This window comes from Brevibacillus antibioticus (assembly GCF_005217615.1).
In the GTDB taxonomy this organism is placed as follows: Bacteria; Bacillota; Bacilli; order Brevibacillales; family Brevibacillaceae; genus Brevibacillus; species Brevibacillus antibioticus.
In genome coordinates, this window is record NZ_SZNK01000001.1 from 2,750,399 (window position 1) to 2,776,344 (window position 25,946).

26 protein-coding genes and 1 riboswitch are annotated in these 25,946 nt (G+C 46.9%); of the genes, 5 read left to right on the top strand and 21 right to left on the bottom strand.

Annotated elements, in window-relative coordinates:
* Positions 1 to 230: 230 nt before the first annotated feature.
* Complete coding sequence (locus tag E8L90_RS12730; RefSeq protein WP_137029716.1) at positions 231 to 941, top strand: hypothetical protein; 711 nt, start codon at positions 231 to 233, stop codon at positions 939 to 941.
* Positions 942 to 1,029: 88 nt separating this feature from the next.
* On the opposite strand, the gene E8L90_RS12735 is transcribed toward E8L90_RS12730, so the two are convergent.
* The 4 genes from E8L90_RS12735 to lepA all read right to left on the bottom strand — a co-directional run bounded on the left by E8L90_RS12735 (position 1,030) and on the right by lepA (position 4,578).
* On the bottom strand, positions 1,030 to 1,503 hold the full coding sequence (locus E8L90_RS12735) for a cell wall hydrolase (RefSeq protein ID WP_137029717.1): 474 nt from the start codon (positions 1,501 to 1,503) through the stop codon (positions 1,030 to 1,032).
* A gap of 122 nt (positions 1,504 to 1,625) precedes the next feature.
* On the bottom strand, positions 1,626 to 1,841 hold the full coding sequence (locus E8L90_RS12740; protein ID WP_137029718.1) for a hypothetical protein: 216 nt from the start codon (positions 1,839 to 1,841) through the stop codon (positions 1,626 to 1,628).
* Positions 1,784 to 2,116: an RNA polymerase sigma factor gene (locus E8L90_RS31375; RefSeq protein WP_137029719.1), complete on the bottom strand. Its 333-nt coding sequence runs from the start codon at positions 2,114 to 2,116 to the stop codon at positions 1,784 to 1,786. The genes E8L90_RS12740 and E8L90_RS31375 overlap by 58 nt, the downstream gene beginning before the upstream one ends.
* Positions 2,117 to 2,760: 644 nt before the next feature.
* Positions 2,761 to 4,578, bottom strand: a complete 1,818-nt coding sequence (gene lepA, locus E8L90_RS12755) for a translation elongation factor 4 (RefSeq protein WP_137029720.1) — start codon at positions 4,576 to 4,578, stop codon at positions 2,761 to 2,763.
* A gap of 190 nt (positions 4,579 to 4,768) precedes the next feature.
* Here lepA and E8L90_RS12760 point away from each other — a divergent pair, with 190 nt between their 5' ends.
* Complete coding sequence (locus tag E8L90_RS12760; RefSeq protein ID WP_137029721.1) at positions 4,769 to 5,257, top strand: HIT family protein; 489 nt, start codon at positions 4,769 to 4,771, stop codon at positions 5,255 to 5,257.
* The gene (locus E8L90_RS12765) at positions 5,235 to 6,113 is read left to right on the top strand and encodes a GNAT family N-acetyltransferase (protein ID WP_137029722.1); all 879 of its coding nucleotides are present in this window, start codon (positions 5,235 to 5,237) and stop codon (positions 6,111 to 6,113) included. Before E8L90_RS12760 ends, E8L90_RS12765 begins: the two co-directional genes overlap by 23 nt.
* Before the next feature lie 53 nt (positions 6,114 to 6,166).
* On the opposite strand, the gene E8L90_RS12770 is transcribed toward E8L90_RS12765, so the two are convergent.
* The 8 genes from E8L90_RS12770 to E8L90_RS12810 all read right to left on the bottom strand — a co-directional run bounded on the left by E8L90_RS12770 (position 6,167) and on the right by E8L90_RS12810 (position 14,469).
* Positions 6,167 to 7,171: a hypothetical protein gene (locus tag E8L90_RS12770; RefSeq protein WP_137029723.1), complete on the bottom strand. Its 1,005-nt coding sequence runs from the start codon at positions 7,169 to 7,171 to the stop codon at positions 6,167 to 6,169.
* Complete coding sequence (locus E8L90_RS12775; RefSeq protein WP_137029724.1) at positions 7,141 to 7,689, bottom strand: sigma-70 family RNA polymerase sigma factor; 549 nt, start codon at positions 7,687 to 7,689, stop codon at positions 7,141 to 7,143. The genes E8L90_RS12770 and E8L90_RS12775 overlap by 31 nt, the downstream gene beginning before the upstream one ends.
* A gap of 57 nt (positions 7,690 to 7,746) precedes the next feature.
* Positions 7,747 to 8,760, bottom strand: a complete 1,014-nt coding sequence (locus E8L90_RS12780) for a methyltransferase domain-containing protein (RefSeq protein ID WP_137029725.1) — start codon at positions 8,758 to 8,760, stop codon at positions 7,747 to 7,749.
* A gap of 186 nt (positions 8,761 to 8,946) precedes the next feature.
* Positions 8,947 to 9,459, bottom strand: coding sequence for a GNAT family N-acetyltransferase (locus E8L90_RS12785; RefSeq protein ID WP_137029726.1), 513 nt, complete (start codon positions 9,457 to 9,459; stop codon positions 8,947 to 8,949).
* A gap of 620 nt (positions 9,460 to 10,079) precedes the next feature.
* Positions 10,080 to 10,892, bottom strand: coding sequence for an ABC transporter ATP-binding protein (locus tag E8L90_RS12795; RefSeq protein ID WP_137029727.1), 813 nt, complete (start codon positions 10,890 to 10,892; stop codon positions 10,080 to 10,082).
* Entirely contained in the window at positions 10,889 to 11,947 is a 1,059-nt protein-coding gene (locus E8L90_RS12800) for a FecCD family ABC transporter permease (protein ID WP_482758297.1), read from the bottom strand. The genes E8L90_RS12795 and E8L90_RS12800 overlap by 4 nt, the downstream gene beginning before the upstream one ends.
* 24 nt (positions 11,948 to 11,971) lie before the next feature.
* Positions 11,972 to 12,991, bottom strand: a complete 1,020-nt coding sequence (locus tag E8L90_RS12805) for an ABC transporter substrate-binding protein (RefSeq protein WP_137029729.1) — start codon at positions 12,989 to 12,991, stop codon at positions 11,972 to 11,974.
* A 170-nt stretch (positions 12,992 to 13,161) separates the two neighbouring features.
* Positions 13,162 to 13,361, bottom strand: a riboswitch (cobalamin riboswitch).
* A gap of 16 nt (positions 13,362 to 13,377) precedes the next feature.
* Positions 13,378 to 14,469, bottom strand: coding sequence for a M24 family metallopeptidase (locus E8L90_RS12810; protein ID WP_007727724.1), 1,092 nt, complete (start codon positions 14,467 to 14,469; stop codon positions 13,378 to 13,380).
* Positions 14,470 to 14,593: 124 nt separating this feature from the next.
* Between E8L90_RS12810 and E8L90_RS12815 the strand changes: the two genes are divergently transcribed.
* A complete protein-coding gene (locus E8L90_RS12815; protein WP_137033423.1) occupies positions 14,594 to 15,364 on the top strand; it encodes an alpha/beta fold hydrolase in 771 nt (256 codons plus the stop codon).
* A gap of 58 nt (positions 15,365 to 15,422) precedes the next feature.
* On the opposite strand, the gene E8L90_RS12820 is transcribed toward E8L90_RS12815, so the two are convergent.
* The 8 genes from E8L90_RS12820 to gpr form a co-directional block, all read right to left on the bottom strand.
* Positions 15,423 to 16,322: an ABC transporter permease gene (locus tag E8L90_RS12820; RefSeq protein WP_137029730.1), complete on the bottom strand. Its 900-nt coding sequence runs from the start codon at positions 16,320 to 16,322 to the stop codon at positions 15,423 to 15,425.
* Between the two features lie 16 nt (positions 16,323 to 16,338).
* Positions 16,339 to 17,349, bottom strand: a complete 1,011-nt coding sequence (locus E8L90_RS12825) for an ABC transporter permease (RefSeq protein ID WP_137029731.1) — start codon at positions 17,347 to 17,349, stop codon at positions 16,339 to 16,341.
* 92 nt (positions 17,350 to 17,441) lie between these two features.
* Positions 17,442 to 19,097, bottom strand: a complete 1,656-nt coding sequence (locus tag E8L90_RS12830) for an ABC transporter substrate-binding protein (protein ID WP_137029732.1) — start codon at positions 19,095 to 19,097, stop codon at positions 17,442 to 17,444.
* Between the two features lie 135 nt (positions 19,098 to 19,232).
* The gene (locus E8L90_RS12835) at positions 19,233 to 20,204 is read right to left on the bottom strand and encodes an ABC transporter ATP-binding protein (RefSeq protein WP_137029733.1); all 972 of its coding nucleotides are present in this window, start codon (positions 20,202 to 20,204) and stop codon (positions 19,233 to 19,235) included.
* An 18-nt stretch (positions 20,205 to 20,222) separates the two neighbouring features.
* Positions 20,223 to 21,191 carry an ABC transporter ATP-binding protein gene (locus tag E8L90_RS12840; protein ID WP_137029734.1) on the bottom strand — a complete coding sequence of 323 codons (969 nt, stop codon included), beginning with the start codon at positions 21,189 to 21,191 and terminating at the stop codon, positions 20,223 to 20,225.
* Positions 21,192 to 21,504: 313 nt separating this feature from the next.
* A complete protein-coding gene (locus tag E8L90_RS12845; RefSeq protein ID WP_137029735.1) occupies positions 21,505 to 21,813 on the bottom strand; it encodes a YqxA family protein in 309 nt (102 codons plus the stop codon).
* Between the two features lie 5 nt (positions 21,814 to 21,818).
* Positions 21,819 to 22,997 (bottom strand): stage II sporulation protein P, encoded by a 1,179-nt coding sequence (gene spoIIP, locus E8L90_RS12850; RefSeq protein WP_137029736.1) that lies wholly within the window; start codon positions 22,995 to 22,997, stop codon positions 21,819 to 21,821.
* Between the two features lie 140 nt (positions 22,998 to 23,137).
* Positions 23,138 to 24,238 (bottom strand): GPR endopeptidase, encoded by a 1,101-nt coding sequence (gene gpr, locus E8L90_RS12855; RefSeq protein WP_137029737.1) that lies wholly within the window; start codon positions 24,236 to 24,238, stop codon positions 23,138 to 23,140.
* Positions 24,239 to 24,416: 178 nt separating this feature from the next.
* On the opposite strand from gpr, the gene rpsT reads away from it, so the two are divergent.
* Positions 24,417 to 24,692 (top strand): 30S ribosomal protein S20, encoded by a 276-nt coding sequence (gene rpsT / locus E8L90_RS12860; protein ID WP_005833151.1) that lies wholly within the window; start codon positions 24,417 to 24,419, stop codon positions 24,690 to 24,692.
* A 26-nt stretch (positions 24,693 to 24,718) separates the two neighbouring features.
* On the opposite strand, the gene holA is transcribed toward rpsT, so the two are convergent.
* Positions 24,719 to 25,759: a DNA polymerase III subunit delta gene (gene holA, locus E8L90_RS12865; RefSeq protein WP_137029738.1), complete on the bottom strand. Its 1,041-nt coding sequence runs from the start codon at positions 25,757 to 25,759 to the stop codon at positions 24,719 to 24,721.
* Positions 25,760 to 25,946: the final 187 nt, after the last annotated feature.

A 25,946-nucleotide genomic window follows, 5' to 3' on the forward strand; every position in this document is an offset into this window, starting at 1 on the left:
CCAAAATCGAACGTTTGCTCCTATTTTATACGAACACTTTGCGAACGTGCAAATAAAAAATGCCCTCTCGGGAATCCGGAGGAGGGCTTCGTTTACCAAGCTATTGTCTTGTATTTGTCAACCCGATTTGAGGAAATATTACTTATTTTAGGTAGAAAGAGGCATTTCCATCATGACTGTAAAATGATACCATAAATTTACAAAATTCAAATGCTCGTGAGGTGTTCATTTTGTTTAGTAAAAAAATCATTTCTGGTTTAGTAATAGGCTTTGCAGCTCTTATCCCTATTTCCTCACTATCGTATAGCAGTAATGAGCAAGTTATTGCCCAAGAGAAGTCTTCTGTTCCAACCAGCATTGATAAAGCTAAAATTGTTCAATGGATTAAACAGCAGGGAAAAGAAAAAGAATACTTTCTCGATAAGCTTACCTATAAATTAGTGAATCTCGACGAAGACAATGATTTAGAGCTTGTTGCATCTGCGACTGGTGGGACTCATTTAGGAAATTTCTTTATTTTTGACAAGCAACAAGAGAACTTCAAACTAATCGTTGAAAAAAAATGGCACGTTACTAGTGAAAGCCTTAATAATTTGGTAAGTTCAGATAAAAGCCCTTATGAGACAAAGAACAAAAAAATTCTCTTTGAAACTATCGAACAGACTGGTGGATCAGGAGTCCATGAAGAAAATACTCACCTTTGGTATTTAGATAATGGGAAATTCGTTGAAGCATGGGAAGGAAATTTAAAAACGTTGACCTCATTCCAGAATATTAACTCGGCCACTATTGCTACCTATCACCTAGATGAGGACAGGTTATTCTATTTTTCCAATTCATACAAACATCCCGAAGAAGATACCAATACCCCACCCGAAGTTACTCAAAAAACATTTATATTTAGATTTGACGGAGCAAAGTTCGTCGAAGAAACTCGCTAGTTGATTATTGAAAAACAAACCACTCCTTCGCAAAAGAGTGATTGCGTAATGGAGTGGTTTGTTCTTAGCCTTTTCGGTTTAGATAAATTTAATAACCTTTCACACGGAAAAACACATGTTTACCGATTTCATGCATTTCTACTACTCGATGTACCTTGGATCCATCAGGGAAAGTATAGGTATTTTCAACCCTATCATACTGGTCTTCCCACATCCAATCAGCATTAAACCACAAACAATCGCCAATAGGGTTATCTTTTTTCGACATGTTTTTTGCAATATCCAAAGAATCTTTCCAAGATCGGCTGCTTGTGTCCGGTTGTAACATTTCATCCCGGTCTACAGCGGAAAATTGACTTTTCTTGAGGATTACTCCCTTATAGGTATTGCCTCCAAATTCTCGACTATCTCTATCTTTTCGATTTTTAATTACAAATGCTACTCCTCGTTTGCCTTCTTCGGACTCTCCTTCTGCTTCTGCGTAAATAATTCGTGCAAGAAGATCAGTACTACTGCAGTCCTCAAGTTGACTTTTACGTTTTAAAGGTTCACCATATGCCATGTTAACGTCTCCCTTTTTTGATGATAAGCGATATTTTGACCGGTCTTCGTCGCTTTCACCTATCTAGGTAAAAAATAGGGACAAAACGGAACAGCTTTTCTAAAAAATTTTAAAAAAGATTTTCAACCCCTGATTTTCTCAATAAACTGCGTCGTAATTTCTTGAATTCCCTCTTCTTTCGGTAGCTTGAGAAAACCAGCTAGGTAGTCAATTTCAGGTTGCATTTCCTCCAAGACTTTGAGTAACGCCTCGTTATCACCATTTTTTGCTTGCTCAGCTATTAGACTGAATGCGTGGTTAGATAATTGTGCAGTTTCTTCAGGCTCCGATTTTTGCATTGATTCACCCCTCTTTCTCCCATGTGTAGGTCTTCTCCGACTTCTCTTGCTGTGAAGCCTTCCAATACGATCTTGCGAATGACGTGCCTTTCCTTTTCATTAGGGAGTTGCTGTAATAGCTCTTCTACAAAAAGGTTATCATCTCTTCCGATCGTACTCTGCTGCCTGCCAAAGTCGTCCAGGATCGGGCATTCATTACGCAGCCTCTTTCTCTCTCGATTGTTCAGGTTCCAAGCAATGCGTCTTAGAATTGTCCTGCATTCCTCTTTCGTCAAACGCTAACCTACTTTCCATTTAGTTGAGAATCAAAACCTCAAAATTACCCCAAACAAGAGCGTACGTTCGTTTTTTAGAAAAAAAAAAACGTGCCAGTGTGAATTGGCACGTCCCGAACCACTCTATCCATTTTACTAAACACTCCAGTTTGTTTGCTTAATAATCCTGTAGTGTAAACTTTTGTAAGGAAGTGTAATGCACACGCTCTGGGGCTGTTCTTTTTAAAACGCAGCTAGAAGTAACTCAAAAGCCTGCTGGATCGCCTGAACTTGCTCATCAGACAGTAACCCGTCCCCTGCTCCATAGAAGATATTGGTCAATGTTAACAAAAAATGAGTCTTTGGTACACCAAAAACTGCATCATCTTACAGAACCATTCACATAGGGGCTACATTGATTCGAGTACTCAAGGAGCATAAAGTTCGTCAAAAAGAAAACAAACTGAAGTATGGCGAGTTTTACCAAACGAGCGACTTTGTATGTACCAAAGAAAACGGTGAGAATGTTACCCCATCGACATCTTCGAGAGACTCATGGGCGAAGTAAAATAAAATCCCCCACCATTTTGCCAATCCGGTGGCTGTACGGTGGGGGAAAGCAACTTTTGCCTTACATGCAAATCGTTAAATCCTTAATACGACTGCTACTTCTTATCATCCATGCGCAATACAGCCATAAACGCCTCTTGTGGTACCTCTACGGAACCGACAGACTTCATGCGCTTCTTTCCTTCTTTTTGCTTTTCGAGCAGTTTGCGCTTACGCGAGATGTCCCCGCCGTAACATTTAGCAAGAACGTTTTTACGCAACGCACTGATCGTTTCACGAGCGACAACCTTTTGTCCGATGGTCGCTTGAATCGGCACCTCGAATTGCTGACGTGGAATCAGTTCCTTCAGCTTTTCGCAGATGACTTTTCCACGAGGATAAGCCGTGTCTTTGTGTACGATAAACGACAGAGCATCCACCACTTCGCTGTTGAGGAGAATATCCATTTTCACCAGCTTGGAAGCTTTGTACCCAGCGAGCTCGTAGTCAAAGGATGCGTAGCCTTTTGTACCCGACTTCAGCATGTCAAAGAAATCGTAAACGATCTCCGACAAAGGCATGTCGTACTTCAGCTGCACACGGGTCTCACCCATATACTGCATGTCAAGAAACTCACCGCGTTTACCTTGGCACAACTGCATAACATCACCGACGTATTCTTTCGGCACCATAACTGTCGCTGTAACGTAAGGTTCCTCGATCATCTCGATCTTTTGTGCTTCCGGCATTTTGGACGGGTTGTCGATTTCGAATACTTCGCCGTTCGTTTTGGTAATGCGGTAAATAACGCTCGGCGCGGTCGTAATCAAGTTAATGTTGAATTCCCGTTCGATCCGCTCCTGGATGATCTCCATGTGCAGAAGTCCCAAGAATCCACAACGGAAACCAAAGCCAAGTGCTTGGGAAGTCTCCGGTTCAAACTGCAAAGACGCATCGTTTAGCTGGAGCTTTTCCAATGCATCGCGTAGATCGTTGTACTCGTTCGTTTCGATTGGATACAATCCGCAGAAAACCATCGGGTTGATCTTGCGGTAACCAGGTAACGGTTCAGAAGCAGGGCGATTCGCATCTGTAATGGTATCCCCCACACTGGTGTCTCCCACTGTTTTAATGGAAGCAGCTACGTAGCCTACATCGCCAACCGTTAATTCTTCTACTTGCGTTTGACGTGGAGTCGATGTACCGATTTCGGTTACCTCGAAAGACTTTCCAGTCGCCATCATTTTGATTTTCATACCCTTTTTCAAGGTTCCGTTGATGACACGGATGGAGGCAATAACGCCGCGGTACGCATCAAAATAGGAGTCGAAAATCAAAGCTTGGAGAGGTGCATCCGGGTCTCCCTCTGGAGCAGGTACTTTTTGCACAACGGCTTCCAGTACTTCTTTAATCCCGATACCCGCTTTGGCAGAAGTCAGAACCGCATCGCTGGCATCCAGACCAATCACGTCCTCAACCTCTTGCTTCACGCGCTCAGGCTCTGCACTCGGCAGGTCGATTTTGTTGACAACCGGGATGATCTCCAGGTTGCTGTCCAACGCTAAATACACGTTAGCCAATGTCTGGGCTTCGATCCCTTGTGCCGCATCCACGACGAGAATAGCCCCTTCACAGGCAGCCAAGCTGCGGGATACTTCATACGTAAAGTCGACGTGTCCAGGGGTGTCAATCAGGTGGAGAATGTATTCCTCACCGTCATCTGCTTTATAGTTCAAACGCACGGCATTGAGCTTAATCGTAATCCCGCGCTCTTTTTCCAGCTCCATCGTGTCAAGAAACTGGGCTTCCATCTCACGTGCAGTCAAAGCACCGGTCAGCTCCAAAATGCGGTCTGCCAGCGTCGACTTTCCATGGTCAATGTGGGCGATGATGGAAAAATTTCGTATCCTTTTTTGTCTTTCACGACGATCCATGTGTTGTTCGTTCCCTCCCACGCGAATCCATTCAAACGTTCAGATTGCGCCTCGCAAAAAATACACTAACAGTAATTATAACAAACCGATGATATAAAGAGCAACAAAAGAGAATCAGGCATTTGCCTTCTTTTTCTCGTATCCAAACTTTTCCTGTGCTACAGTGGTAATAGTATGGAGGTGGCTAGGCATGAATCCACAACAAGCCGATTGTTTGGGCTGTCGATTGGCCCATGGAATCGAAGAAACGCATATCGTGTATGAAAACGAATGGGTGGCGTGCCTCTTGGATATCGATCCGTTTTCGGAAGGTCATATGCTCATCCTCCCGAAGCAGCATTTCGTAGATTGGACAGACTCGGATGAACCAACGATGAAAAAGGTATGCGAAGCAGCCACATCTCTGTCCCACGCCCTTAATAAGTTGTACAAGCCCGATGGCATTACCATTTGTCAAAACGGCGGTGCTTTCAACGAGCTGACTCATTTTCACATGCACGTCATCCCTCGTTTCCATCGTGACGGCTTCGCGTGGAGTGATCCGCTGCATGAGCATGGAGCAGCGAACCGCCTGGCCGCTACACGTACAAAGGTTGCGGAAGTATTAAACGATTTCTTAGGTGATACCGCCGCGAACACAAAGAAAGAAACGGAGAATGATCAAAGTGAACAGCGTTGACTCTTGCTTGCATCCCTTAACGATATCGGATATTCCTGGACTCATTGCCTTATCTGATTCCGTAGGCTGGGATTACGACGAAGCGGAAATTCACACAATTCTGTCTATCGGCACCGTATTCGGTCACAAAGACGCAAATGGTACCCTACTTTCATGTGCGGCTATCATCCCGTATGATGATAAGCTTGCGAGTATCGGTATGGTGATTGTCCATCCCTCGTCACAAGGTAATGGATTTGGACGCCAACTCATGCAGGCGTGCATGACGTCTGTTTCTACCGATACAACGATCATGCTCATTGCAACTCCAGAAGGAGAGCCTTTGTACAAAAATCTCAGGTTCCAAACAGTGGATCGTATTCGAAAGTTTATAGCTGAACGCTTTGTACCTGTAGCACCTCTGCAAAACGAAACCAATGACGAGTTCGTAATCATGCCAATGGAGTTAGGTGATTTCCCGAGCGTGGTTGAATTGGACAATGCAGCATTAGGCAGCAGACGCTCTCATTTTCTCGAAACACGCATGAGACAAGCAACTACTTGTTTGGTAGCCAAAAATCGCTCTGGCAACATCATCGGATATGGCTTCGCCGTTCAAGGCCCGGTCAACCTTATCGCGGGACCAATCGTCGCTGAAAACGACATTATGGCTGAACACCTCCTGTACATGCTGACACAACATCATACCGGACGTGTGCGGATAGACGTACCGGATGAGCAAGCAGCATTTCACACTTATTTGGAGCATAACGGCTTCACACAGGTTTCTCATCCGCCGGTGATGGTTGCAAATACGGATAGCCTGCCACGCCGCGCTGGGACGTACTGGGCGATTGGCGCCCAAATATACGGATAAGCATGAAAGCGAAAAACGGACCTCCTGCCAGGAAAAGGTCCGTTTTGTCATTCTTACTTTGCTTTTGATCGATGGTTAACCTGCTCGAGCACTTTCGGGGGAAACAGTTTTTGCAGGCTGCTTTGGTAGTTGCTACCGTCCTCGGGCATTTGGAAGTCAGTTACCCGATAAGCATTTCCATTGTAGACGATTTGAAAGACCATCGGTGCACTGAGCGCGGAAGAATGGCTTCCCGTTATTTTCACCCAAGCGTATACCGTTCGTTTTGCAGCATCTGGCGCTTCTACTGCGAGAAGCTCGACATTTATCTCTCGAAATTTTCCCAGCCACTCCAGCTTATCACTTTCCTTCTCCAAAAACTGCTGAATGACAGGTCCAACCAATTGACGGTTCGCAGGTGCTATCCCTTTTTTCACCACGACAAAAATTTGTCCGAGATGTTTGCCTCCCGATCTTATTTCCAGCTTCCATTTTCCCGGTTCAGGTAACACGATCCCTGATGGAAAATGACCTTCTGCATCGTATAACGGGTCCATGACCTCATAGCTGCCTAGAGACAAGCGGGTCCCCTCGGTGTTGTAAGCAGCGATCTCTACTTTGGAAGCATAGTCCCCATTCAACAGCCATATCACTCGCTGCGTCTGCCCTTCGAAGAAACCGTCCTGATCTGTCATGATACGGACAGGCTTTTCTCCCAAATAAGAAAAGGACTGATTGTCATAAGTGGATGACAAATAAGGCGACAGCTTCCACAAATCCGCTTCGACGATTTGACCCCCTGGCAACAGAGAGGGGACTTGTGTCTGTCCATGTGGAGGTCTCATCTCGTGCTGTGCAGATTGTCTCTCCTCCTGAATGGGGAGCCCAAACCACAATAGCAAGCCCATCGTCAGCACAACGCTCGGCATGGCTAGCTTCCTCCAGCCAGTCATCCACCGTGTCCCAGGCCTCACCCTCTGCCGCACTCCCTCTTCCATCGATGCAGTGAATTGCACATCACGAAAAATGGTCTGATCTGCCCGTTCTTTTAAGTCCGTGAGCCATCGGTTTTCGTCCATTCCCAGCCCCTCCCCTCTCCCATACTCTCCCGAAGGTGCTGTCTGGCCCTATGCAACCGGGTTCTGACTGTTCCTTCCGTTACCCCAAGCACATCCGCCACCTCTCCGATGGATAAATCCGCATAGTAATGAAGGGCAATCACGTGGCGATAGAGCGGAGGAAGCTGCAACACTTCTGCTACGAGCTGGTCCCTCTCGGCTTGATCGAGCACAAGACTTTCTGTAGAAAGCTCCCCATCCTGTCTAATCCACGAGCGGGGAAGGATATGACGGAACGACCAAGAACGCAAATAACCTTTGCACTCATTAACCGCGATTCGATATAACCACGTGTGTACACTGCTCTCCTGCCGAAAGCGGGGAAGATGCCGATACACCTTAACAAATACATCTTGGGTAATATCCTCTGCCAAGCTACGATCTTTGACCAGAAAAGTGACGAGTCGAAGCACGCGTGTCCCATATTCCCTCATGATTTGTTCAAATGCAGCATCTATCGTTGGCTGCAATTTTTCCAAGGGCGCGACCTCCTTCACTCGCATTCATACTGGTTAGATGCAGCAGCAGACGTTTTGTTACAAAGTCGTTGAAGAAATTTTTTTCGCCAATATTGTCCAGCGAGTAGCTTCACCCGGTGTTCCTGCAGGTTCCGCGAATGGATACCCACCATGCTGCCAACGATCCATATCATAGCCTTCGTCCGCTTGACTCGGCTCGAAGTCTTGCTTGTGGAATACATTCTCTCTGCTATAGATGACCCGAAAGCCTGATCCTTCCAATAACAGCTCAAGCTCTGTAGGCAAAAGCAATGCCATCTCGCGCTCTACGCGATACCTCGGCTGCTCAATCTGGTCAAGAAAAGTCTCATAAGTAAGCGTGTATCGGAACTTTTGATCCAAGAGTGAGGTTTCCCCCTCCACCTTTTGATACACCATGCGATCCGGGAAAACGAATTTGCGTTGCATCGTTTCCCATTGATTTTTGACTGGCGGCAACAGTAAGTCAATTGCCACTGTTCCGTCCTCCGTTATGTAATCGTGGATGATCGAAAGCAATTGACGTTGCTTGTCTCTACAGGTGGCCTGCTGAAAAATCCCTTCCGGAAGTAGCACATGCGTAAATGGCCGATCTAGCTCCAGCTCCCACATATTTTGTTCTACTAGCTCCAGCAGTTCTTCTTTCCCTTTTAATATGCGCCGTTTCTTTTTGGTGGCCATCGCAAGCATATCCGGGCTCCAATCGATCCCGCAGACGGACAAGCCATTCCGTGCCAGCTCAATGGCAATTCTCCCTGTTCCAACACCCAGCTCTAGCACGGAGACAGGTGATTGCTCCACTTCTCTTAGCAACCAGTTTCGATAAAAAGCGATGCTGGCCTTCCCGGCAAACTGATCGTAATACGTAGCTTCTACGTTCGTGTACTTGGTTTCAGGAAGCGGCAAGTGCCGTCCTTCTGCGTTCATCCCACAATCGGTACACACAGAACCCGCTAAATGAGGAAAAGGCACTCCGGGCGGGACGCCATTTTTCGTATCACCTAGCCACTCGTCGTAACGGAACTTGCATTGTTTGCAACTGTAAATTGTCATAATGCTTTAGATACCTCCTGAAGATTGCTTGCTTCCCCCAGAACGAAAGAGAGGGAGCTTGATATGACTTGGATACTGGCTGTCATGATAGACACGTTGCGAGGCGATAACAGTTGTTCTTTGGAAATAAAGTCTTAGACTCGCCGATGTTTTATTCAGCTATCGTTATCCGATAGTTGAAGACCGTTAGTTCCACTCTTCCCTCAAAATAGCGTAGTAATATTCATCCCACCATTCATTTTCATGGGGAATACATTTCTTGAAATAACCTTCTCGTCTCATTCCAATCTTCTCCATAACCCGATATGATGGAAAATTCTCTGGCTGACAAGTTGCAATTATTCGATGTAAATTTAGTTCCTCGAATCCATATTTCAATATGGCTAATGCTGCTTCAGAAGCGTAACCTTGATTGTGAAAGCTGGGATTGAACACCCACCCAATTTCATATGTATGCTCACCAAAATATTTATGAAAAACAATATGACCTATAAGCTTTCCATTATCCTTTAATACAACAGGGAAATTTTGGGCTTGTTCGCCGATGTTTTTCTTTATTAATTCTTTGACTGTCTCTTTGTTATAAACCCCTTCAGGTATATATTTCATAACACTTATGTTCGCAGTATATTCTAGAACTGTTGACCAATCCTCTAATTCAAAACTTCGGATTATCAATCTATCCGTAGTTACATACATTGCTTTCCCTCCAACCTTCATTAGCGCTATACTGCCCGTTCGTATTATGTGATCAACCAGAACTTCCTGGTTGATCCTTTTTGCATTTGCTTCGAGGATTAAGGTAGCCGGGTCGAACGTTCCTTCCCGTGGGACTTGATCCCGAGCGCTATATTGTTCATCCCTACTTGTCATTACTATGATTGAGGCTGGTCGGGACAAAGATCCCGTATCAAATGCGGGCAACTCTACATTGAATACTGTAAAGCCATCCATTCTGACTAGTTAAGTTAACCGCGTTTTACTGGCGGTTCCACTCTTAGCTCAATAACTCTTCCTCAGTCTAATATTTTATTTTTCGGTCTAGCACTTTATTTTACAGTCTAAAACTTTATTTTCACAGAACAACAGTCTCGGTTTCCATTGCCAGATCGTGCCTGTATTCGGATTTGGGAACGAAAAGTTCTTGGCGCCAGAAGTAACCGAGACGCGAATGCGGTTCGATTTGTCCTGGAACAAGTAGCTCGGGCTCCTCGAATGAGTGACGGTAATTTGTTCTATTTTCGCTGTCAGCTTAACAAAAAAGGACGCCGACTGGGCATCCCCTCTTATGAAAATCAAAGAAACTCACTTGCCCCCTATCAATTAGCTCCACTCATTACTTTCTGGATAGGTGGCTTCACACGGATCGCTTCTGAGTAGAAATACACATGCTTTTTTCCTGTAATGGGATGGGTCGTCACTTCTGTCTCTACTCCGAAAACATCTCGGATCAGATTGGGTGTCAAGACTTCCTCTGGCGTCCCCGAAGTAACGATTTCCCCCTCACAGATCACGTACAGCCGATCACAGTACATCGCTGCGATATTGAGATCATGCAACGAGGACAACACCGTAATTCCCAACGTTTTGAGCAGATCCATGACCTGCAACTGGTATCGAACATCCAAATGATTCGTCGGCTCATCAAGGACAAGAAACTGGGCTTGCTGCACCAAAGCTCTGGCAATCAGCACCCGCTGCTTCTCCCCGCCCGATAGACTGAAAAAGCTACGATCAGCGTACGTATGCATCCCTACCCGCTGTAGTGCATCTTCACAAATTCGAACGTCTTCTGCGTTATCGGACTGAAACAGCCGTTTATGCGGAGCACGTCCCATATTCACAATTTCGATCACCGAAAAATCGAATTCGACAGAGGTCTCCTGCCGTACTGCCGCCATTCGCTGAGCGTTTTGACGCGAGGTTAGCTTGTATACGTCGTCGCCATCGAGTGAGATCCATCCCGAACGCGGTTTCAGTACGCGATAAATGCTTTTTAGCAACGTGGACTTCCCACTGCCATTCGGCCCGATCAGCCCCACAAACTCTCCAGAGCGCACCTCCAGACTGACGTTGCGCAGGATCCCCTTTTTCTCCAGTTCGACCGATATATTCTCAACCTGCAAATTCATCGTCCGTTACCTCCAAAGGAATAAGAACTCCGCAACATCAACCAGATAAAGAATGGACCTCCACACAGCGCCGTCAAAATACCAATCGGCAGCTCTTCCGGTGCAAAGGCAAGCCTGGCGACTACATCAACCCAGATGAGAAATATCGCGCCAAATAAAGCGCTAACAGGCAGGACACGTCTGTGATCTGATCCGACCATCACACGGACGATATGGGGCATCATTAATCCGACAAAACCGATTGATCCCGCAATAGACACGATCACCCCCGTGAGCAGTGCCGTAATCACCAGAAGTAGCTTGCGGAATTGTACCGTATTAACCCCCAATGTCCCCGCTGACTCCTCGCCCATCAACATCGCATTGAGCGAGCGGTATTGGGCCATTAAGACGATAAGACAGATGACGACAATCAATGCAGGGATCGTCAGGTACTCCCATTTCCCGCCAGCCAGACTTCCTTTTAACCAAAACAGGACCGTCCCAATTCCATGCTCATTCGGCGCTGAAAAAACAAGGAGACTGGTAATGGCCGACAAGATCGCAGATATCGCAATTCCAGCCATGAGCAGGCGTACCGTCGAGTTTTGTCCTCCGATACGAGATAGCGTAAAAATGAGAATGATTGACACGAGCGAGCCTGTAAAAGCACCAAAGGTTAACGCATACTGCCCGTACATGCTGAATGCTCCGAAAATAATGACCGAGGTAGCTCCAACCGAAGCACCTGAAGATACACCTAACACATACGGATCAGCCAGGGAGTTGCGAACCAACGCCTGGATCGCTACTCCCACGACAGACAGACCTGCGCCGACGATCGCCCCCAAGAGTACACGTGGAAAGCGAATATCCCAAATAATTGTTTGCTCCCCACTGGACCAATCCACGTCAATCCATTGGGTCAACATCGGAATTTTTGATAAGGCGATTTTCCATACCGTTGTCGGCTTAATCTCCACAGAGCCATACGTAACCGCGAATGTAATCGAGAGAAGAAGTCCAACCAGTAAAGTGATAATGATATAAGGTAACTTGATCTGTTGCAGTGCTATTCCCTCCCTTAAAAGGGGCGTACTCTATTTGAATTGATCCGGGTAGAGTCCTTCCGCCAAAATTTTTAGCGCAATCGGTGCTCGAACGCCTTCAGAAGCAGCAGACAGTGGCAATACAACCAGTCGTTGATTTTTAATCGCTGGAATATCCGCCAGTTCTTTTTTGGTCAAAAGGAAATTGCGTTTTTGATCAACAGTTCTGTCACCGTAGTCTACGGCAATAATCACGTCTGGATTGCGACTCACTACTTGTTCCCAACTGACCTCTGCCCAACCCTTTTGAATATCGTCAAAAATGTTCTTGCCGCCAGCAGTCTTGATTAAGGAAGTCATGTAGTTGTTGGCTGCTGTGAACGGCTTATCTTCCCCGTTGTCGTACACGAACACTTTAAGCGGCTCGTCCACCTTGCCGATTTTGCTAATCGTTTGATCCATTTCACTCTTCATTTTATTGATCAAATCATTGGCTTTGTCCTCCACACGGAAAATGCGTCCGATGTTTGTAATATCCGCGAACACATCGTCGATCGTTGGACCAGGCTTGCTAGACGATTCTTGCAGGTACGATTTGATGCCGACCTTTTCCAAATCCTGCATCGATCCTACGCCCTTTTCGCCAAATCCGCTTTTCCATCCGGCGTATACGAAGTCTGGGTTCGCTGCCAGCAGCACTTCCTTGGTTGGATACTTGTCAGACAGTACCGGAACCTTGTCGTAATCTGCTTTTAACTCTGGAAGGATTTGATCGTCTAGGTAAGCGGTTCCGACCATTTTATCAGCTAGGCCCAATGCCAGCATGATTTCGGTGACGTGTTGGTTCAATGTCACGGCACGCTCAGGTGCTTTTGGATACGTCATTTCAATGCCATTATTGGTTAGTGTTACAGACTTGCTCTCTGCAGCTGGTGTAGCTGTTTGTTCTGTTTTGGCTGGAGCTTGTGTTGTTGTAGTGGAGCCGCATGCCGAAACCAAAAACATGGCAGCTGTCATGATACCGAAAGCTAGTCTTTTCATTACTGTATGTGTTTTGTTTGCCTTAAACATCTGTAATCCCCTTTTCTGTATGTATATAATGAATTGAACCAAATCCTCCACAAAAAAAGCACCCCCCATTCCAATCGGGAGGTGCATGACAAACGTAGAAATAGTTAAATGCAGGCACAAAGGCGCCCTTTCATAGACTACTTCCACATCTGCCCCATCCTCGTGGGTCGATTGTACATGATCGCATGGCAGGTCTCCTGGCTTACGGATCAACACCCCCAGCTTCCTTCCCATTTTTTGTCTCACAAAAAACAGTGGCTATTCGCTAGGCGCTCCTCGTTACAGTGGCGGGACCGCGCCGGTTTCTCACCGGACTTCCCTTTTAAGCTGACGGCATAGGCCATCCAGCACCATTCGATACTTATTCAATTTTTGCGATTTATTCATTAGTTGATAGAAGTCAGTTTTTTCGGGAACTGCGTGAGAATTTCAACGCCCGTTTCCGTCACCAATACATCGTCTTCAATCCGCACGCCGCCAACACCTGGCAAATAGATGCCCGGTTCGATCGTAAAGACCATTCCTGGACGAAGCACTTCTTGATTCTGGCTATGAACAGACGGATATTCATGTACATCCATCCCAAGTCCATGCCCAAGACGATGCATGAAGTATTCTCCGTAGCCTTTTGCAGTAATGACATCGCGTGCGGTTTTATCCAAATGCGCAAAGGTCACACCCGGACGAATCTCAGCAATAGCCGCTTCATTGGCAGCCAATACTGTCTCGTAAATTTCTTGTAGCTGGGCACTGATCTCGCCTACAGCAAAGGTACGAGTAATGTCGGATACATATCCGTTCGCGGCTACCCCGATATCAAACAAAAGCAAGTCGCCTTCTTGCACCTGGCGCGTTCCTGGTTTCCCGTGTGGCAGTGCCGATTTCTCCCCTGCTAATACCATGGACGTAAAGGACGGACCTTCCGCACCCAAGCGCTTCATCTGGAATTCCAGCTCAGCTACGATTTCTGTCTCGGTCATGCCTGTCTTGACTTTTTTCAGGGTCTCCCGCAAGGAATCCTCGACCAACTGAACAGCGTGCTTTAGCCGATCCACTTCATCCGCGGATTTGATCAAACGCATTTCACGCAGTGGCTCTTCCACATCCACATAGCTCGACGCCAAAACAACTTGTCCAAGTGCTTCGTAGCGTTCGACAGTCATATGACTTTTCTCAATGCCGAGCTTCGTCAAGTTCGCTGGCAACACTTGCTTGAGGATTTCATACGGGTTTTGGATATCCGTATGTGTATGGATATCTTGAACGAACGAAGCCTCTGCCGCTGCCTCACGATCAAGAGCAGGTACAATCAAAGAAGGTTTTCCTTCAGCAGGAATTACAAGACCCATAAACCGTTCATGCGGGTCTGTAAAAAAACCGGTCAAATAGTAGACGTGCTTGGGAGAGGTAATCAACACCGCGTTCAGCTCTTGCTCTGTCAAAAACGTGTGGAGCTTCGAAATGCGCTCTTGAAACAACTTCTTCACCCTGCTTTCACCAATTATTCTATTGCGAGAATACCACTACTCCATCAAAAAAAGAAGAGTTCAATTGAAAAATCTACTTCGGATCGGACAACATAAGGGTGGGGTGAAAACGAAAATGGAACAAATACTCGTCCATCAGGATGGCAAGCAGTTTGCTTTTCACATATCGGGAAAAGGCCAGCCGTTATTGTGTATCCATGCACCATGCATCGGCTCTATCAATTTTGTTTATCAACAAACACTCGCGGATACGTATCAGCTCATTGTCCCTGATCTGCCCGGACACGGTGACAGTTCGCCGATGGAGAAGCCCTATTCTATTGGGGAACTGGCAGAACGGCTCCACAGGCTGATCCCGTCACTCGGCATTGAGCGTCCCTTTATTTTGGGATACTCCCAAGGTGCTTCTATCGCCCTTGAATATTGTCTTCGCTATCCTGATCACGCACAAGGCGGTATACTCGTGAGCGGTTTTTCCGAAGTGAATGACCTGTATTTACATGGCCGTTTCTGGATGGCACAGGCATTGTCGATGCTTCACGGAGTTCCTCTTCTTGCCCGTTCGATTACTTCCTCACATATCACTGACCCAGAAATGCGGGAAAAATGGACGGCGCACGCCTCCAAAACAGATTCCACAAGCCTGAAATATCTTTACGCTGCCGGACATCGTTATCAATGTACGGAGCGCCTGGGCAACATCCAGCTTCCGATTTTACTTGCCTATGGCGAACAAGATCAACGGATGCACCATTATGCGCAGATGCTTTCCATGAAATTGCCAAAAGCAAAACTCGAGATGATCCCTAACACAAAGCATCAGGTCATCACGAAAGCTGCACCTGCTTTCAATCAGTTGTGCCGTACCTTCATGGAAGAAGGATAAATAAGAAAAGACAGAAGGACGGGTACCTACAGCCCCTTCTGTCTTTTTTCCATTTTGACTAGCTCTTCATCCGCGGGTCGAGTGCATCACGCAAGCCGTCCCCGATTAAGTTAAAGCCGAGAACTGTCAGCATGATAGAGAGCCCCGGAAAAATAACGGTCCATGGTGCTTTCTGAATGTACTGACGTGAATCAGCGAGCATTTTTCCCCATTCCGGTTCTGGCGCTTGTGCTCCCAGTCCGAGAAAGCCAAGTGCTGCTGCTTCGATAATCGCCGTTGCGATCCCCATCGTCCCGGTCACAATGATTGGCGCGAGGCTGTTCGGCAAAATATGCTGCATGATGATCCGTGAATTTTTCATTCCGATTGCTCGTGCCGCCATGACGAATTCTTCTTCCTTTAAGCTCAATACGCGAGCGCGTACCAAGCGACCAAATGTCGGAATGTTAATAATGGCAATCGCAATCAAGGCGTTTTGCAAAGAAGGTCCCAAGATGGCAACAACAGCGATTGCCAAAAGAATGCTTGGAAAGGCAAGCATAATATCAAAGAGACGCGAAATGATCGTATCAATCCATCTGCCATAGTATCCTGCCAAAAGCCCGAGCAAGGTCCCTGCGAGAACAGAGCCAATGACAGAGAATGTCCCTACCCACAAGGAGATTTGTGCCCCATAAATAACGCGACTAAACACATCGCGCCCATTGTAATCTGTTCCAAACCAATGCTCTTCGGAAGGTGGTTTGTTTTTCATTACGAGCTGACCTTCGTCGTACGGATACGGAGCAATCCATGGAGCTAGTACCGCCATAACAATGAAAAACAAAATAATCCCGAAGCCCACCAGCGCCAGCTTGTTTTTTCGTAGCGTCCTCCATGCATCCTTCCAAGGAGAGACGACTTCTTCTTGCTTCACTTTTAAAGGTACTACCTGTGGTTGTAATTGTGGTTGTGCCATGTCTCTTCGTCCCTCCTTAGCGATATTTGATGCGTGGATCGATATAGGCGTACAGAAGGTCGACCAAGAGATTGATCAGGACAAAAATCGTCGCGATCACGAGGATACCGGATTGGATAACCGGATAGTCACGGTTTCCAATGGCGGTCACAATGTAACGACCGACACCTGGCCATCCGAAGATCGTTTCTGTCAAAACGGCTCCACCCAACAGCAGCCCTGTTTGCAAACCAATTACTGTCAAGACAGGAATCATCGCATTTTTCAGCGCATGCTTGTACACGACCCAAAACTGTGCCAGCCCTTTTGCACGAGCGGTTCTGACATAGTCGGCACGCATGACTTCCAGCATGCTCGAACGTGTAATGCGCGCAATGATCGCCATCGGGATCGTACCTAACGCGATTCCTGGCAGGATCAAGTGCTTGATGACTTCCCACAGCTGATCCCAACGACCAGCGACCATCGTATCCAGTATATAAAAGTGCGTAATAGCCTCTACGGGATTACGCGAATCGTCGCGACCAACTGATGGCAGCCACTTCAGTTCTTGGGCAAACACCCACTGCTCCATCAAACCTAGCCAAAAAATTGGAATGGATACACCAACCAAGGCGATCAACATCGCACAGTAGTCAAACCAGGAGTTTTGCTTCCACGCAGAAAGAATCCCTGCATTCACACCGATAAACACCGCAATCAACATACTCACAATCGTAAGTTCAGTCGTCGCCGCCAAATAAGGCATAATTTCATCTGAGATCGGCGCATTCGTTTGCAACGATTCCCCGAGATTTCCGCTCAAAACATCTTTCATATAATCGAAATACTGTATGTACCAAGGATTATTCAAACCCAATGCCTCTCGTATGTCTGCAAGCGCTTGTGGTGTTGCCTTTTCTCCCAAAATCGTCAAAGCCGGATCACCAGGGATGGCACGAATAATGGAAAAAACGATGATTGACATGCCCACTAAGACAGGAATGAGCATTAATATTCTTCGAATGCTGTAAGCTAGCAATGCCATCTCCTCGCCTTCCTGCATAAAATAATCGCTAAATAATGAAAGAAGGGTAAGAAGAGGTATGCACTCCTCTTACCCTTTTCCTATGAATTAGCTCACTTGAAATCTACCTTTTCTAAACTTTCAGATCCTTTTGGATGCGGGTTGTAGTCTACGATATTCGCTTTTCCTGCCAATGCTGGTGTAGAGTGTGCCAGCGGAACCATTGGAACATCTTTGAAGATGATCTCTTGTACTTGTTTGTACATTTTTTCGCGCTCTGCCTGGTCTGGAGTAGACTGTGCTTTCATCATCAATTGATGTGCTTCTTCGTTTGCCCAGCGTGAATAGTTATTGCTACCGATGCTGTTTTTGTCGAGCAACACAGTCAGGAAGTTGTCAGGGTCACCATTGTCACCTGTCCAACCAAGCATGAACATTTCTTGCTCACCCAAGCGAGTCTTTTCCAAATACGTTGCCCATTCCATCGTAACGATCTCAGCATCAACCCCGATTTTCTTCAGGTCTTGCTGGATTGCTTCTGCAATCTTCACACCTTCTGGCATGTACGGACGTGGAACTGGCATTGCCCAAAACTTGATTTTAAAGCCGTTTGGATGTCCTGCTTCAGCAAGCAATTGCTTTGCTTTATCGAGGTTGAACTCACGATCTTTAATATCGTTGTTATGTCCCCACATCGTTTTTGGCATTGGGTTGACTGCTGGTTCTCCAACCCCATCGAAGAAGGCGGTTACGATTTCAGGTTTGTTAATCGCATAAGCAATAGCTTCACGAACTTTTGGATTGTCGAGTGGCTTCTTCTCTACGTTAAAGCCGATGTATCCAATGTTATTGGTAGGACGGAGGAATAGTTGCAAGTCTTTGTTGCCTTTTACTGCCGGGATATCATCTGTGTTCAGACCATCCATCAAGTCGATCTCACCAGATGTCAAAGCAGTCAGACGTGCCGTATTTTCCGGAATGACCTTGAACACCAGCTTATCCAGCTTCGGATATCCTTGGACCCAGTAATCAGGGTTTTTCTCAAGCGTGATTGTGTCGTTGTGCTTCCACTCTACGAATTTGAAAGGCCCTGTACCGATTGGGTGCTCATTGAATTTCTTAACATTCTTTTTCAATGCCTCAGGCGAACCAATCGCGAAAGGAGACATTGCCAAGTTGGCAAGGAATGGAGCCAACGGACGATTCAACGTGAATTTTACTGTGGTTGGGTCGACTGCTTCCACGGATTTGATGATGTGAGTCGCGTCACCCTTGTAACCACCAAATTGGCTCACGTAGTACTCAAAGCCCTCTGGTGCATGCTGTGGATGGCTCTTGTCACTCCAGCGCTCAAAGTTGTATTTGACCGCCTCTGCATTGAAATCAGTTCCATCGTGGAATTTCACGCCTGATCTCAGTTTCAGCGTATAAACGAGACCATCAGGAGTTACTTCCCATTTCTCAGCCAAAGATGGCGCGAGCTCTGTTGAGCCATCCGCGAAGCCAACCAATGTATCCATAATGTTCTCGGTTACCTTAAATGTCTCACCGTCTGTTTGCGTGATTGGGTCAAGCCCTTTTGTATCTGCACCGCGACCGACGATTAATTGCTTCGGTCCAGTTTTTGCAGGCTCAGTTGTAGTTGCCGGAGTTTCTGTCTTTGATTGTTCTGCCGGCGCTTTTGTCGTTGGAGTGCTAGAGCATCCAGCAATCAGCATGGCCAGCGCCACTAGGCTGGTCATGGTTGCGGAGAGAACTCTCTTCTTCATGAAAACATCCCCCTTTTTCTAATAATGGTCGCATGTTCCTTTTTGGTAGATGGTCGATGGTCGATACAATACCTATTGCTTTGCATCCCCCCTTTACAAGACTTCCTATTCGGCAGGCAAACTCCCTTTTGTCGATTAGGACTTGTATAAGTGACAAGCAACAAAGTGACCGTCGCCTGTGTCCGCAAATTCTGGTCGCACAGTACGACACTCCTCTGTCACATGGGGACACCTCGTATGGAATGTACAGCCACTTGGAGGTTTTGCAGGGCTCGGCACATCTCCCTGGAGGATAACTCTTTCTCGTACCGCATCAGGGTCTGGCGAAGGTACCGCCGACAGTAATGCTTTCGTGTACGGATGGAGCGGATTGGAATACAATTGGCTACTCGTCGTGAGCTCGACAATTCTGCCAAGGTACATCACACCTACCCGATCACTGATATGACGCACTACACTCAAATCGTGGGCAATGAACAAGTATGTAAGGCCGAATTCGCGTTGCAAATCCTGCATGAGATTGAGCACCTGCGACTGAATGGACACGTCCAGTGCAGACACAGGCTCATCCGCAACGATCAATTTGGGTTTGAGCATCAGTGCTCTCGCAATGCCGATCCGCTGCCTCTGTCCTCCGCTGAATTGATGCGGATAGCGGCTCGCGTGATAACTGCTCAGACCGACGATCTCCAGCATTTCCTGCACGCGCTTTTTTCGCTCTGCCGAAGAACCCAGACCATGTACAATCAAAGGCTCTTCCAAAATCTTCTCAATATTATGTCTAGGGTTGAGCGAAGCAAATGGGTCCTGAAAGACAATTTGCATGTCACGTCGCATTTTTCTCATTGCATCTGTGGAAAGTGACATGACATCTGTTCCGTCAAAGGTGATTTCACCGGAGGTCGGTTCAATCAGTCGCAGCAAGGAACGCCCTGTCGTGGACTTTCCACAGCCGCTCTCACCTACAAGCCCCAAAGTTTCGCCACTCTTAACGGTAAACGATACGTCATCTACCGCCTTTACTACACCTACTTCCCCTCCAAGAACGCCGCCTGTGATTGGGTAGTACTTTTTCAAATTTTTTACGATCAGAAGATCTTCTGCCACCTGCATGCTCCTCTCGGGTTATTCGGTCAGCCAGCAGCGGGAAAGGTGATTGTCCCCTACCACTTTTAATTCTGGCATCTCACTGCGGCATCGGTCCGATACCTTATCGCATCTAGGTGCAAAACGGCATCCGACAGTAAGCGAACCCGGAATCGGGACGTTGCCCGGAATTGAATAGAGACGCTCCTGTGATTCTTCCAGCTTCGGTAACGAATTCAACAAGCCGATCGTATAAGGATGCTTCGGATTTTTTAAGATCGTACGAACATCGCCTTGTTCAATCACGTTGCCTGCGTACATCACAACGACGCGGTGACACATTTCTGCAACGACCCCTAGATCGTGGGTAATGAGGAGAATAGCTGTGTCTGCTTCCTGGTTGAGTTGGCGCATCAGGTCCAAAATCTGCGCTTGAATCGTCACATCTAGCGCAGTAGTAGGCTCGTCTGCAATCAAAAGCGCTGGATTGCAAGCCATTGCCATCGCAATCATGACGCGCTGCCGCATACCCCCGGAAAGCTGGTGCGGGTATTCATCGACGATGGCTTCCGCACGAGGAATTCCGACTTTTTTCAACATCTCAATGGCTCGTGCTCTTGCGTCCTTTTTGCTCGCCTTCGTATGTAATCGGACTGATTCTCCTATCTGGTCTCCAATCGTAAACACTGGATTTAACGACGTCATCGGCTCCTGAAAGATCATCGCAATTTCATTTCCGCGGATATCTCTCATTCGCTTTTCGTCGACAGATACGAGGTCCTCCCCCTTGAATTTAATCGAGCCTCCCACGATTCTCCCTGGGGGATTGGGTACTAGCTTCATAACGGAAAGGGAGGTAACGCTTTTTCCGCAGCCGGATTCGCCTACGATGCCGACTACTTCTCCTTTTTGTACCGTGATCGTCACGCCATCAACGGCAGGGATTTGGCCGCGGTCCGTGAAAAAGTGCGTTTGCAGGTTTTCGATTTGTAGGACAGGATGTGACACGTGGCTCACCTCTCTCACCGATATATACTTCCAAAATAGACCTATCCATAGACATTATGCCATTTATTCAATTTTTTCGCAACACAATAAATTCTAACTATTAACTCTTTACTGATTAAAAAGAATATTCGATTCACTTTTAAAAATTATGTAATTTTTTTTTATGATAGCCCTTTCATTGTTGATGTAGCCTCACTTACACTGTTTAAGCAGATCCTATGAAACATCTGTGGTCACACACAAAAGACCCGCCTGTACGGGTCTTTTGTCACTGGGGCTTTCTGCACCTCTTCTTTTTGCGCGTAAACCATTTTTACGGTTCAAAAAAATCCCCTACCCAATCGACAAAACTCTGCGCTCCACTTTTAATGCTTCCTCCCAAAGTCAAACCGATTCGACTGACATAGTTGACCATTTCCTTTGGGTTGGCAGTTTGAACCTGCTTGCCCATTACCGCGATCTCTACTTGCCCTTGATCGACTTTTTTGATAGAAAAGGTTTGAGCCTGTCCCTCAGGCACTCCACTCACCTTGGATATTCCACGCTCAGCCGTTTGCAATCCCAAAACTACCCCGACCAGCAAGATGATTAACAGTCCAGTCAGCTTCATCGTCACGTTCATGCCCGTCACCTCTTTGCAGGCTCGTCAGAAACTGTTTTGCCTACTTTTTCAGCTTGCCGATAATAGGTTGCGAAAACATCAGCCAATGCCTCTGCCGTATTCTTGCTTTCCTGCACGCTGTTTTCCGTACCACCTATTTCTATTAACAGACTTCCCGGGGAGAGGGACTGATTATACTCGCCATGATCCGTTTTTGCGCCTTTTTCCATCACGCCACGCGAAAGCTCTGGGTACATTTTTTCCATCAACTCATGCAGCTCTGTTGCAAACGCCTCATTTTTCTCGTAGCTTTTGTTTCTTTTTCCGATGACGAACAATACTCTTCCATACGTTTTTCCTTTGATCGTGACCGTCGTACGCTCTCGTGGTGCTGTGTCTCGATGCAGATCGAAAAAGTAGAACAATTCCTTGTTTTTCTCTGTTGCCGCTTTGACCACTTGCAAAGATTCAGCGTAGGAGAAGGAGTAATGCATTTTTTTGTTCAACAGCTGCTGATAGATGTCGTCTGTGCTCACATCCGAACCAATTCCTTTGTCATTCAACGCTTCTGATAAATACTTGCTGATTAACGATATATTTCTTGTAGGATGATCGACCGAGGTTCCCACTGACTTCGTCTCACTAAACCACGATTCCCGATTGTGCGAGTTGTAGATGTAAACGATTTTTCTACCTTCCGTGATTGAGTTTGGCACAGGAGCTGGCTTCGTCTTACCCGACTTCGTGGTATCCTCCGGTTTTGGCTCTACGATTGGAACTACTTGCGATTGATCTGCTACCTGTCTAGGATGGGCGGGATACTCCAAATAAAAATCTGCGAGAGAAGCTCCTTTTCCCTGTACGACAAACCTGGCATCCTCTGTCGTCACCATTCCTGGGAGCTCTCTGCCTAGCAAGCTGCGCAAGTCTCCCGGCTGTATATTAGTTGCCAAGCGAAAGAGAAAACCCGTTACGCTATTCGTACGATCATCAGCCTGTGCTTGCACAGTTTCGGACAAAACCGGAATTTCCTGCCCCATCCACCCCAAAATCGCCAGACTGGAAATATGAGAAGCAGCCTGTTGAATGGCGGAGGAGGAAATTGCGATTCGGTTCCCACCGAGCGAAAGCACTCCTGTCATGACGAACAGGAAGGCGGTTATAAAGGAAAGAACAACGAATTGGCGTTGAATGAGCGTCGCCATCTGTCTCACTCCTCTAGCTGTAGCATGGTTGCGCGTCGAGAGAACTTTCCCTCGCGCTTGTCTATGCTTTAGCTTATGAGGCTCATAGAGACGATAGAACCCTTTTCTAGCTCTTCTCTCTCACTCTAGCTTTTCATGACTTAATGGGTATACGAGCCGCTATTTTCTTCATTTACGGCACTGTGCAAGGCACGATTCAGGCCTGTTGCGATCACATTCGCTACGCCTTCAATAAATTCGTCCACTTCTTTTGGAGTGACGACCAGATCCTGTCCCAGCGGTCGGAGGACCTCATGAATCAGTTGCCGTTTCTCTTCTTCCGGCAGTGAACCTACCAATCCCAAAAATGTCTTACGGGATTCCAAGTCAGGCAAATCCTCTTCTGTATACGGTTCCTTACGCTCCGGCAGCGTACTCAATGCCAGTTTGTTAAACGCCCGCTTACTCTCCACCATCGATTGTCCAAAATGCCCCAGCAGGTACGTAATCGCATCATTTACAATCGTGGAAGCAAAAACGACCGTGGGGACTCCTATCGCAATCACAGGTACACCAAGTGTCTCCCGATCAATCGCTTTGCGCTTGTTTCCGACCCCTGATCCTGGATGAATCCCTGTATCCGATATTTGAATCGTCGTGTTGACCCGGTGCAGCGCACGGGACGCAAGAGCATCGATACAGATGACAAAATCGGGTTTGCTTTTTTCCACGACACCAAAAATAATCTCACTCGTTTCTATACCGGTAATCCCAAGGACCCCCGGTGATAACGCACTGACCTCCCGATACCCTTCTCCGACGGTTTCAGGCGCCAGCGTGTACAGATGGCGTGTAATCAATAAATTTTCCACAACCATTGGTCCAAGCGCATCCGGGGTCACATTCCAGTTGCCGAGACCAACGACGAGAGCCTTTTTGTCCTCGGTGATTCCCAGTTGCTCGAGAAACATCGCAAATTCGACGGCGAATCGCTTGGCCACCTGCTCCTCAATGGATGTATCATTATCCCGTAGCTTTGGCACTTCAAGCGTCAGGTAATGCCCTGGAAGCTTGCCGATTTCCTTCCCCGCTTCCTCCGTTTCCACATGTAATCTCGTTACTTTTACATTAGGCTCGCTGTCGTCAGCTTGCAGCCAAATGCCCTCAAAATCACTCTGGTTTTGCTGCTGGGCAAGCTCGTGGGCCTCCACTGCAAGATCCGTTCGAATGGAATAACCGGACAAATCAATGTTATGTGCCATATTCATCAGCTCCTTTGATCCAAAGTGAAAAAATCACTGACTATTTTGCTCCTGCTACTAGCTTGCTTGAATCCTTCATTTTTATTCCGAATCCTTTCTTGCAAATGGGTTCGCCCCATGCTAGAATTACTTTGTTGTATGACTGTATGTCTATGGTCGTATTAAGGAGGTGACACACATGCCAAACATTAAATCCGCGATTAAACGCACCAAAACAATCGAAAAGCGTCGCGCACACCGTGCTTCTCAAAAGTCTGATCTGCGCACTTCGATCAAGAGCTTTGAGAAAGCTGTCGCTGCTTCCGATGTAGCATTGGCGAAATCTACTCTTCTGGTGGCTGTGAAAAAGCTGGACAAGGCCGCTTCGAAAGGTCTCATTCATAAAAACGCAGCAAACCGTCAAAAGTCTCGTTTGATGAAAAAGCTTAACGTTCTGAGCGCTCCTGTAGCGTAAGAGACCAAGCGCAAAAAAACCCCTTTCTAGGGGTTTTTTTTCATGCGTTCGTCGTGCGCACGTGCAATGAATAATTCGAGGGCGAGACGCTTATCCACCTGCCCTGACTTCATTCGAAAATCATCTTCCGCCAGAATGCCCAGCAGTTTTTTCAACGACTCCTCAGAAAAATGACGCGCTTGCTCCATTGCTTTTTTTACCGCGTAGGGATGCATTTTAATCATGCCTGCCACCTGTTGCTGTGAATAACCGCGCGGAGCCAATTGTTTGACATGCAACAGCATGCGGAACTGCCTCGCCAAGAGAGCCAGTAGCTTGATCGGCTCCTCTCCTGTTTTCATACAGTCGTACATCATCCTGAGTGCCTTGTCCAATCTCCCAGAAGCGACCTGTTCAATCAGCGCGAATACATCCTGCTCCAGCGTACGTGCTCCGAGCAGCTCGATGACGTCGTCCGTGATGCTTTCACCCACCCCGACAAACAAAGCCATCTTTTCGATTTCCTTGTCCAGAAGACGCAGTTCGGCCCCCACTCGCTCCACAAGCTTCATGCTTTGCTGACGATCGATTTTCGCCTCGTATTTACCCACTTGCCGCTCTATCCAGCCGTACAAATCTCCGTCTTTTAGCAACGGAAAAGAGATCACTTTCGTCTTTTGCTGCAGCGTCTTAACCAGCTTTTTTCTTTCATCGAGCTTTTCAGCTTCTGTATGTAGAATAAGCGTGGTATAGGGAGGCGGGTTTTGCAAATAATCGAGCAGAGCATCCGGGTCGCTTTCTACCTTCGTCGAAGGCTTACTTCCTGTTAAAAAGTAGGCTTGTCTGGCAATCACCAATCGATGCTCGCCCATAAACGGCAAGGTTTCCGCATCCTGCAAAATTTCACTCAATCCTATTTCGGTACAATCATACACACTCATATTCAAATCCATAAATTCTGGATCAATCATTTCTTTACGGGCCAACGCCAGAAAGTCTTCGGCCAGAAAAGACTCCGGACCGTATAAAACGTAGATCGGCGAGAATTGTTTTTGCCGTATTTCGCGAATAGCCGATAGGAGTGGCATACGTTTTCTCCCCTTTCCTTCTTCTTACCTGCGTTATTATAGCACATGTTGCTCAGGGCAAAGCGAAAAAAAACCGCCACCAATGAATCGGTAGCGGTTTTTTCATCCGTTGGCACCTCTATGTAAACGTTTAGGGAAAAGCCCCGGGATTCCTCCTCCCTAAACGGTAAGCAGGGGGTGCTTGATA

Coding starts and splice junctions, on each gene's coding strand:
- E8L90_RS12735 (WP_137029717.1), bottom strand. CDS start 1,503: ATGGCATATGGTGAACCTTTAAAACGTAAAAGTCAACTTGAGGACTGC.
- E8L90_RS12740 (WP_137029718.1), bottom strand. CDS start 1,841: ATGCAAAAATCGGAGCCTGAAGAAACTGCACAATTATCTAACCACGCA.
- lepA (WP_137029720.1), bottom strand. CDS start 4,578: ATGGATCGTCGTGAAAGACAAAAAAGGATACGAAATTTTTCCATCATC.
- E8L90_RS12760 (WP_137029721.1), top strand. CDS start 4,769: ATGAATCCACAACAAGCCGATTGTTTGGGCTGTCGATTGGCCCATGGA.
- E8L90_RS12765 (WP_137029722.1), top strand. CDS start 5,235: ATGATCAAAGTGAACAGCGTTGACTCTTGCTTGCATCCCTTAACGATA.
- E8L90_RS12770 (WP_137029723.1), bottom strand. CDS start 7,171: ATGGACGAAAACCGATGGCTCACGGACTTAAAAGAACGGGCAGATCAG.
- E8L90_RS12780 (WP_137029725.1), bottom strand. CDS start 8,760: ATGACAATTTACAGTTGCAAACAATGCAAGTTCCGTTACGACGAGTGG.
- E8L90_RS12785 (WP_137029726.1), bottom strand. CDS start 9,459: ATGTATGTAACTACGGATAGATTGATAATCCGAAGTTTTGAATTAGAG.
- E8L90_RS12795 (WP_137029727.1), bottom strand. CDS start 10,892: ATGAATTTGCAGGTTGAGAATATATCGGTCGAACTGGAGAAAAAGGGG.
- E8L90_RS12805 (WP_137029729.1), bottom strand. CDS start 12,991: ATGTTTAAGGCAAACAAAACACATACAGTAATGAAAAGACTAGCTTTC.
- E8L90_RS12815 (WP_137033423.1), top strand. CDS start 14,594: ATGGAACAAATACTCGTCCATCAGGATGGCAAGCAGTTTGCTTTTCAC.
- E8L90_RS12820 (WP_137029730.1), bottom strand. CDS start 16,322: ATGGCACAACCACAATTACAACCACAGGTAGTACCTTTAAAAGTGAAG.
- E8L90_RS12825 (WP_137029731.1), bottom strand. CDS start 17,349: ATGGCATTGCTAGCTTACAGCATTCGAAGAATATTAATGCTCATTCCT.
- E8L90_RS12830 (WP_137029732.1), bottom strand. CDS start 19,097: ATGAAGAAGAGAGTTCTCTCCGCAACCATGACCAGCCTAGTGGCGCTG.
- E8L90_RS12845 (WP_137029735.1), bottom strand. CDS start 21,813: ATGAACGTGACGATGAAGCTGACTGGACTGTTAATCATCTTGCTGGTC.
- spoIIP (WP_137029736.1), bottom strand. CDS start 22,997: ATGGCGACGCTCATTCAACGCCAATTCGTTGTTCTTTCCTTTATAACC.
- gpr (WP_137029737.1), bottom strand. CDS start 24,238: ATGGCACATAACATTGATTTGTCCGGTTATTCCATTCGAACGGATCTT.
- rpsT (WP_005833151.1), top strand. CDS start 24,417: ATGCCAAACATTAAATCCGCGATTAAACGCACCAAAACAATCGAAAAG.
- holA (WP_137029738.1), bottom strand. CDS start 25,759: ATGCCACTCCTATCGGCTATTCGCGAAATACGGCAAAAACAATTCTCG.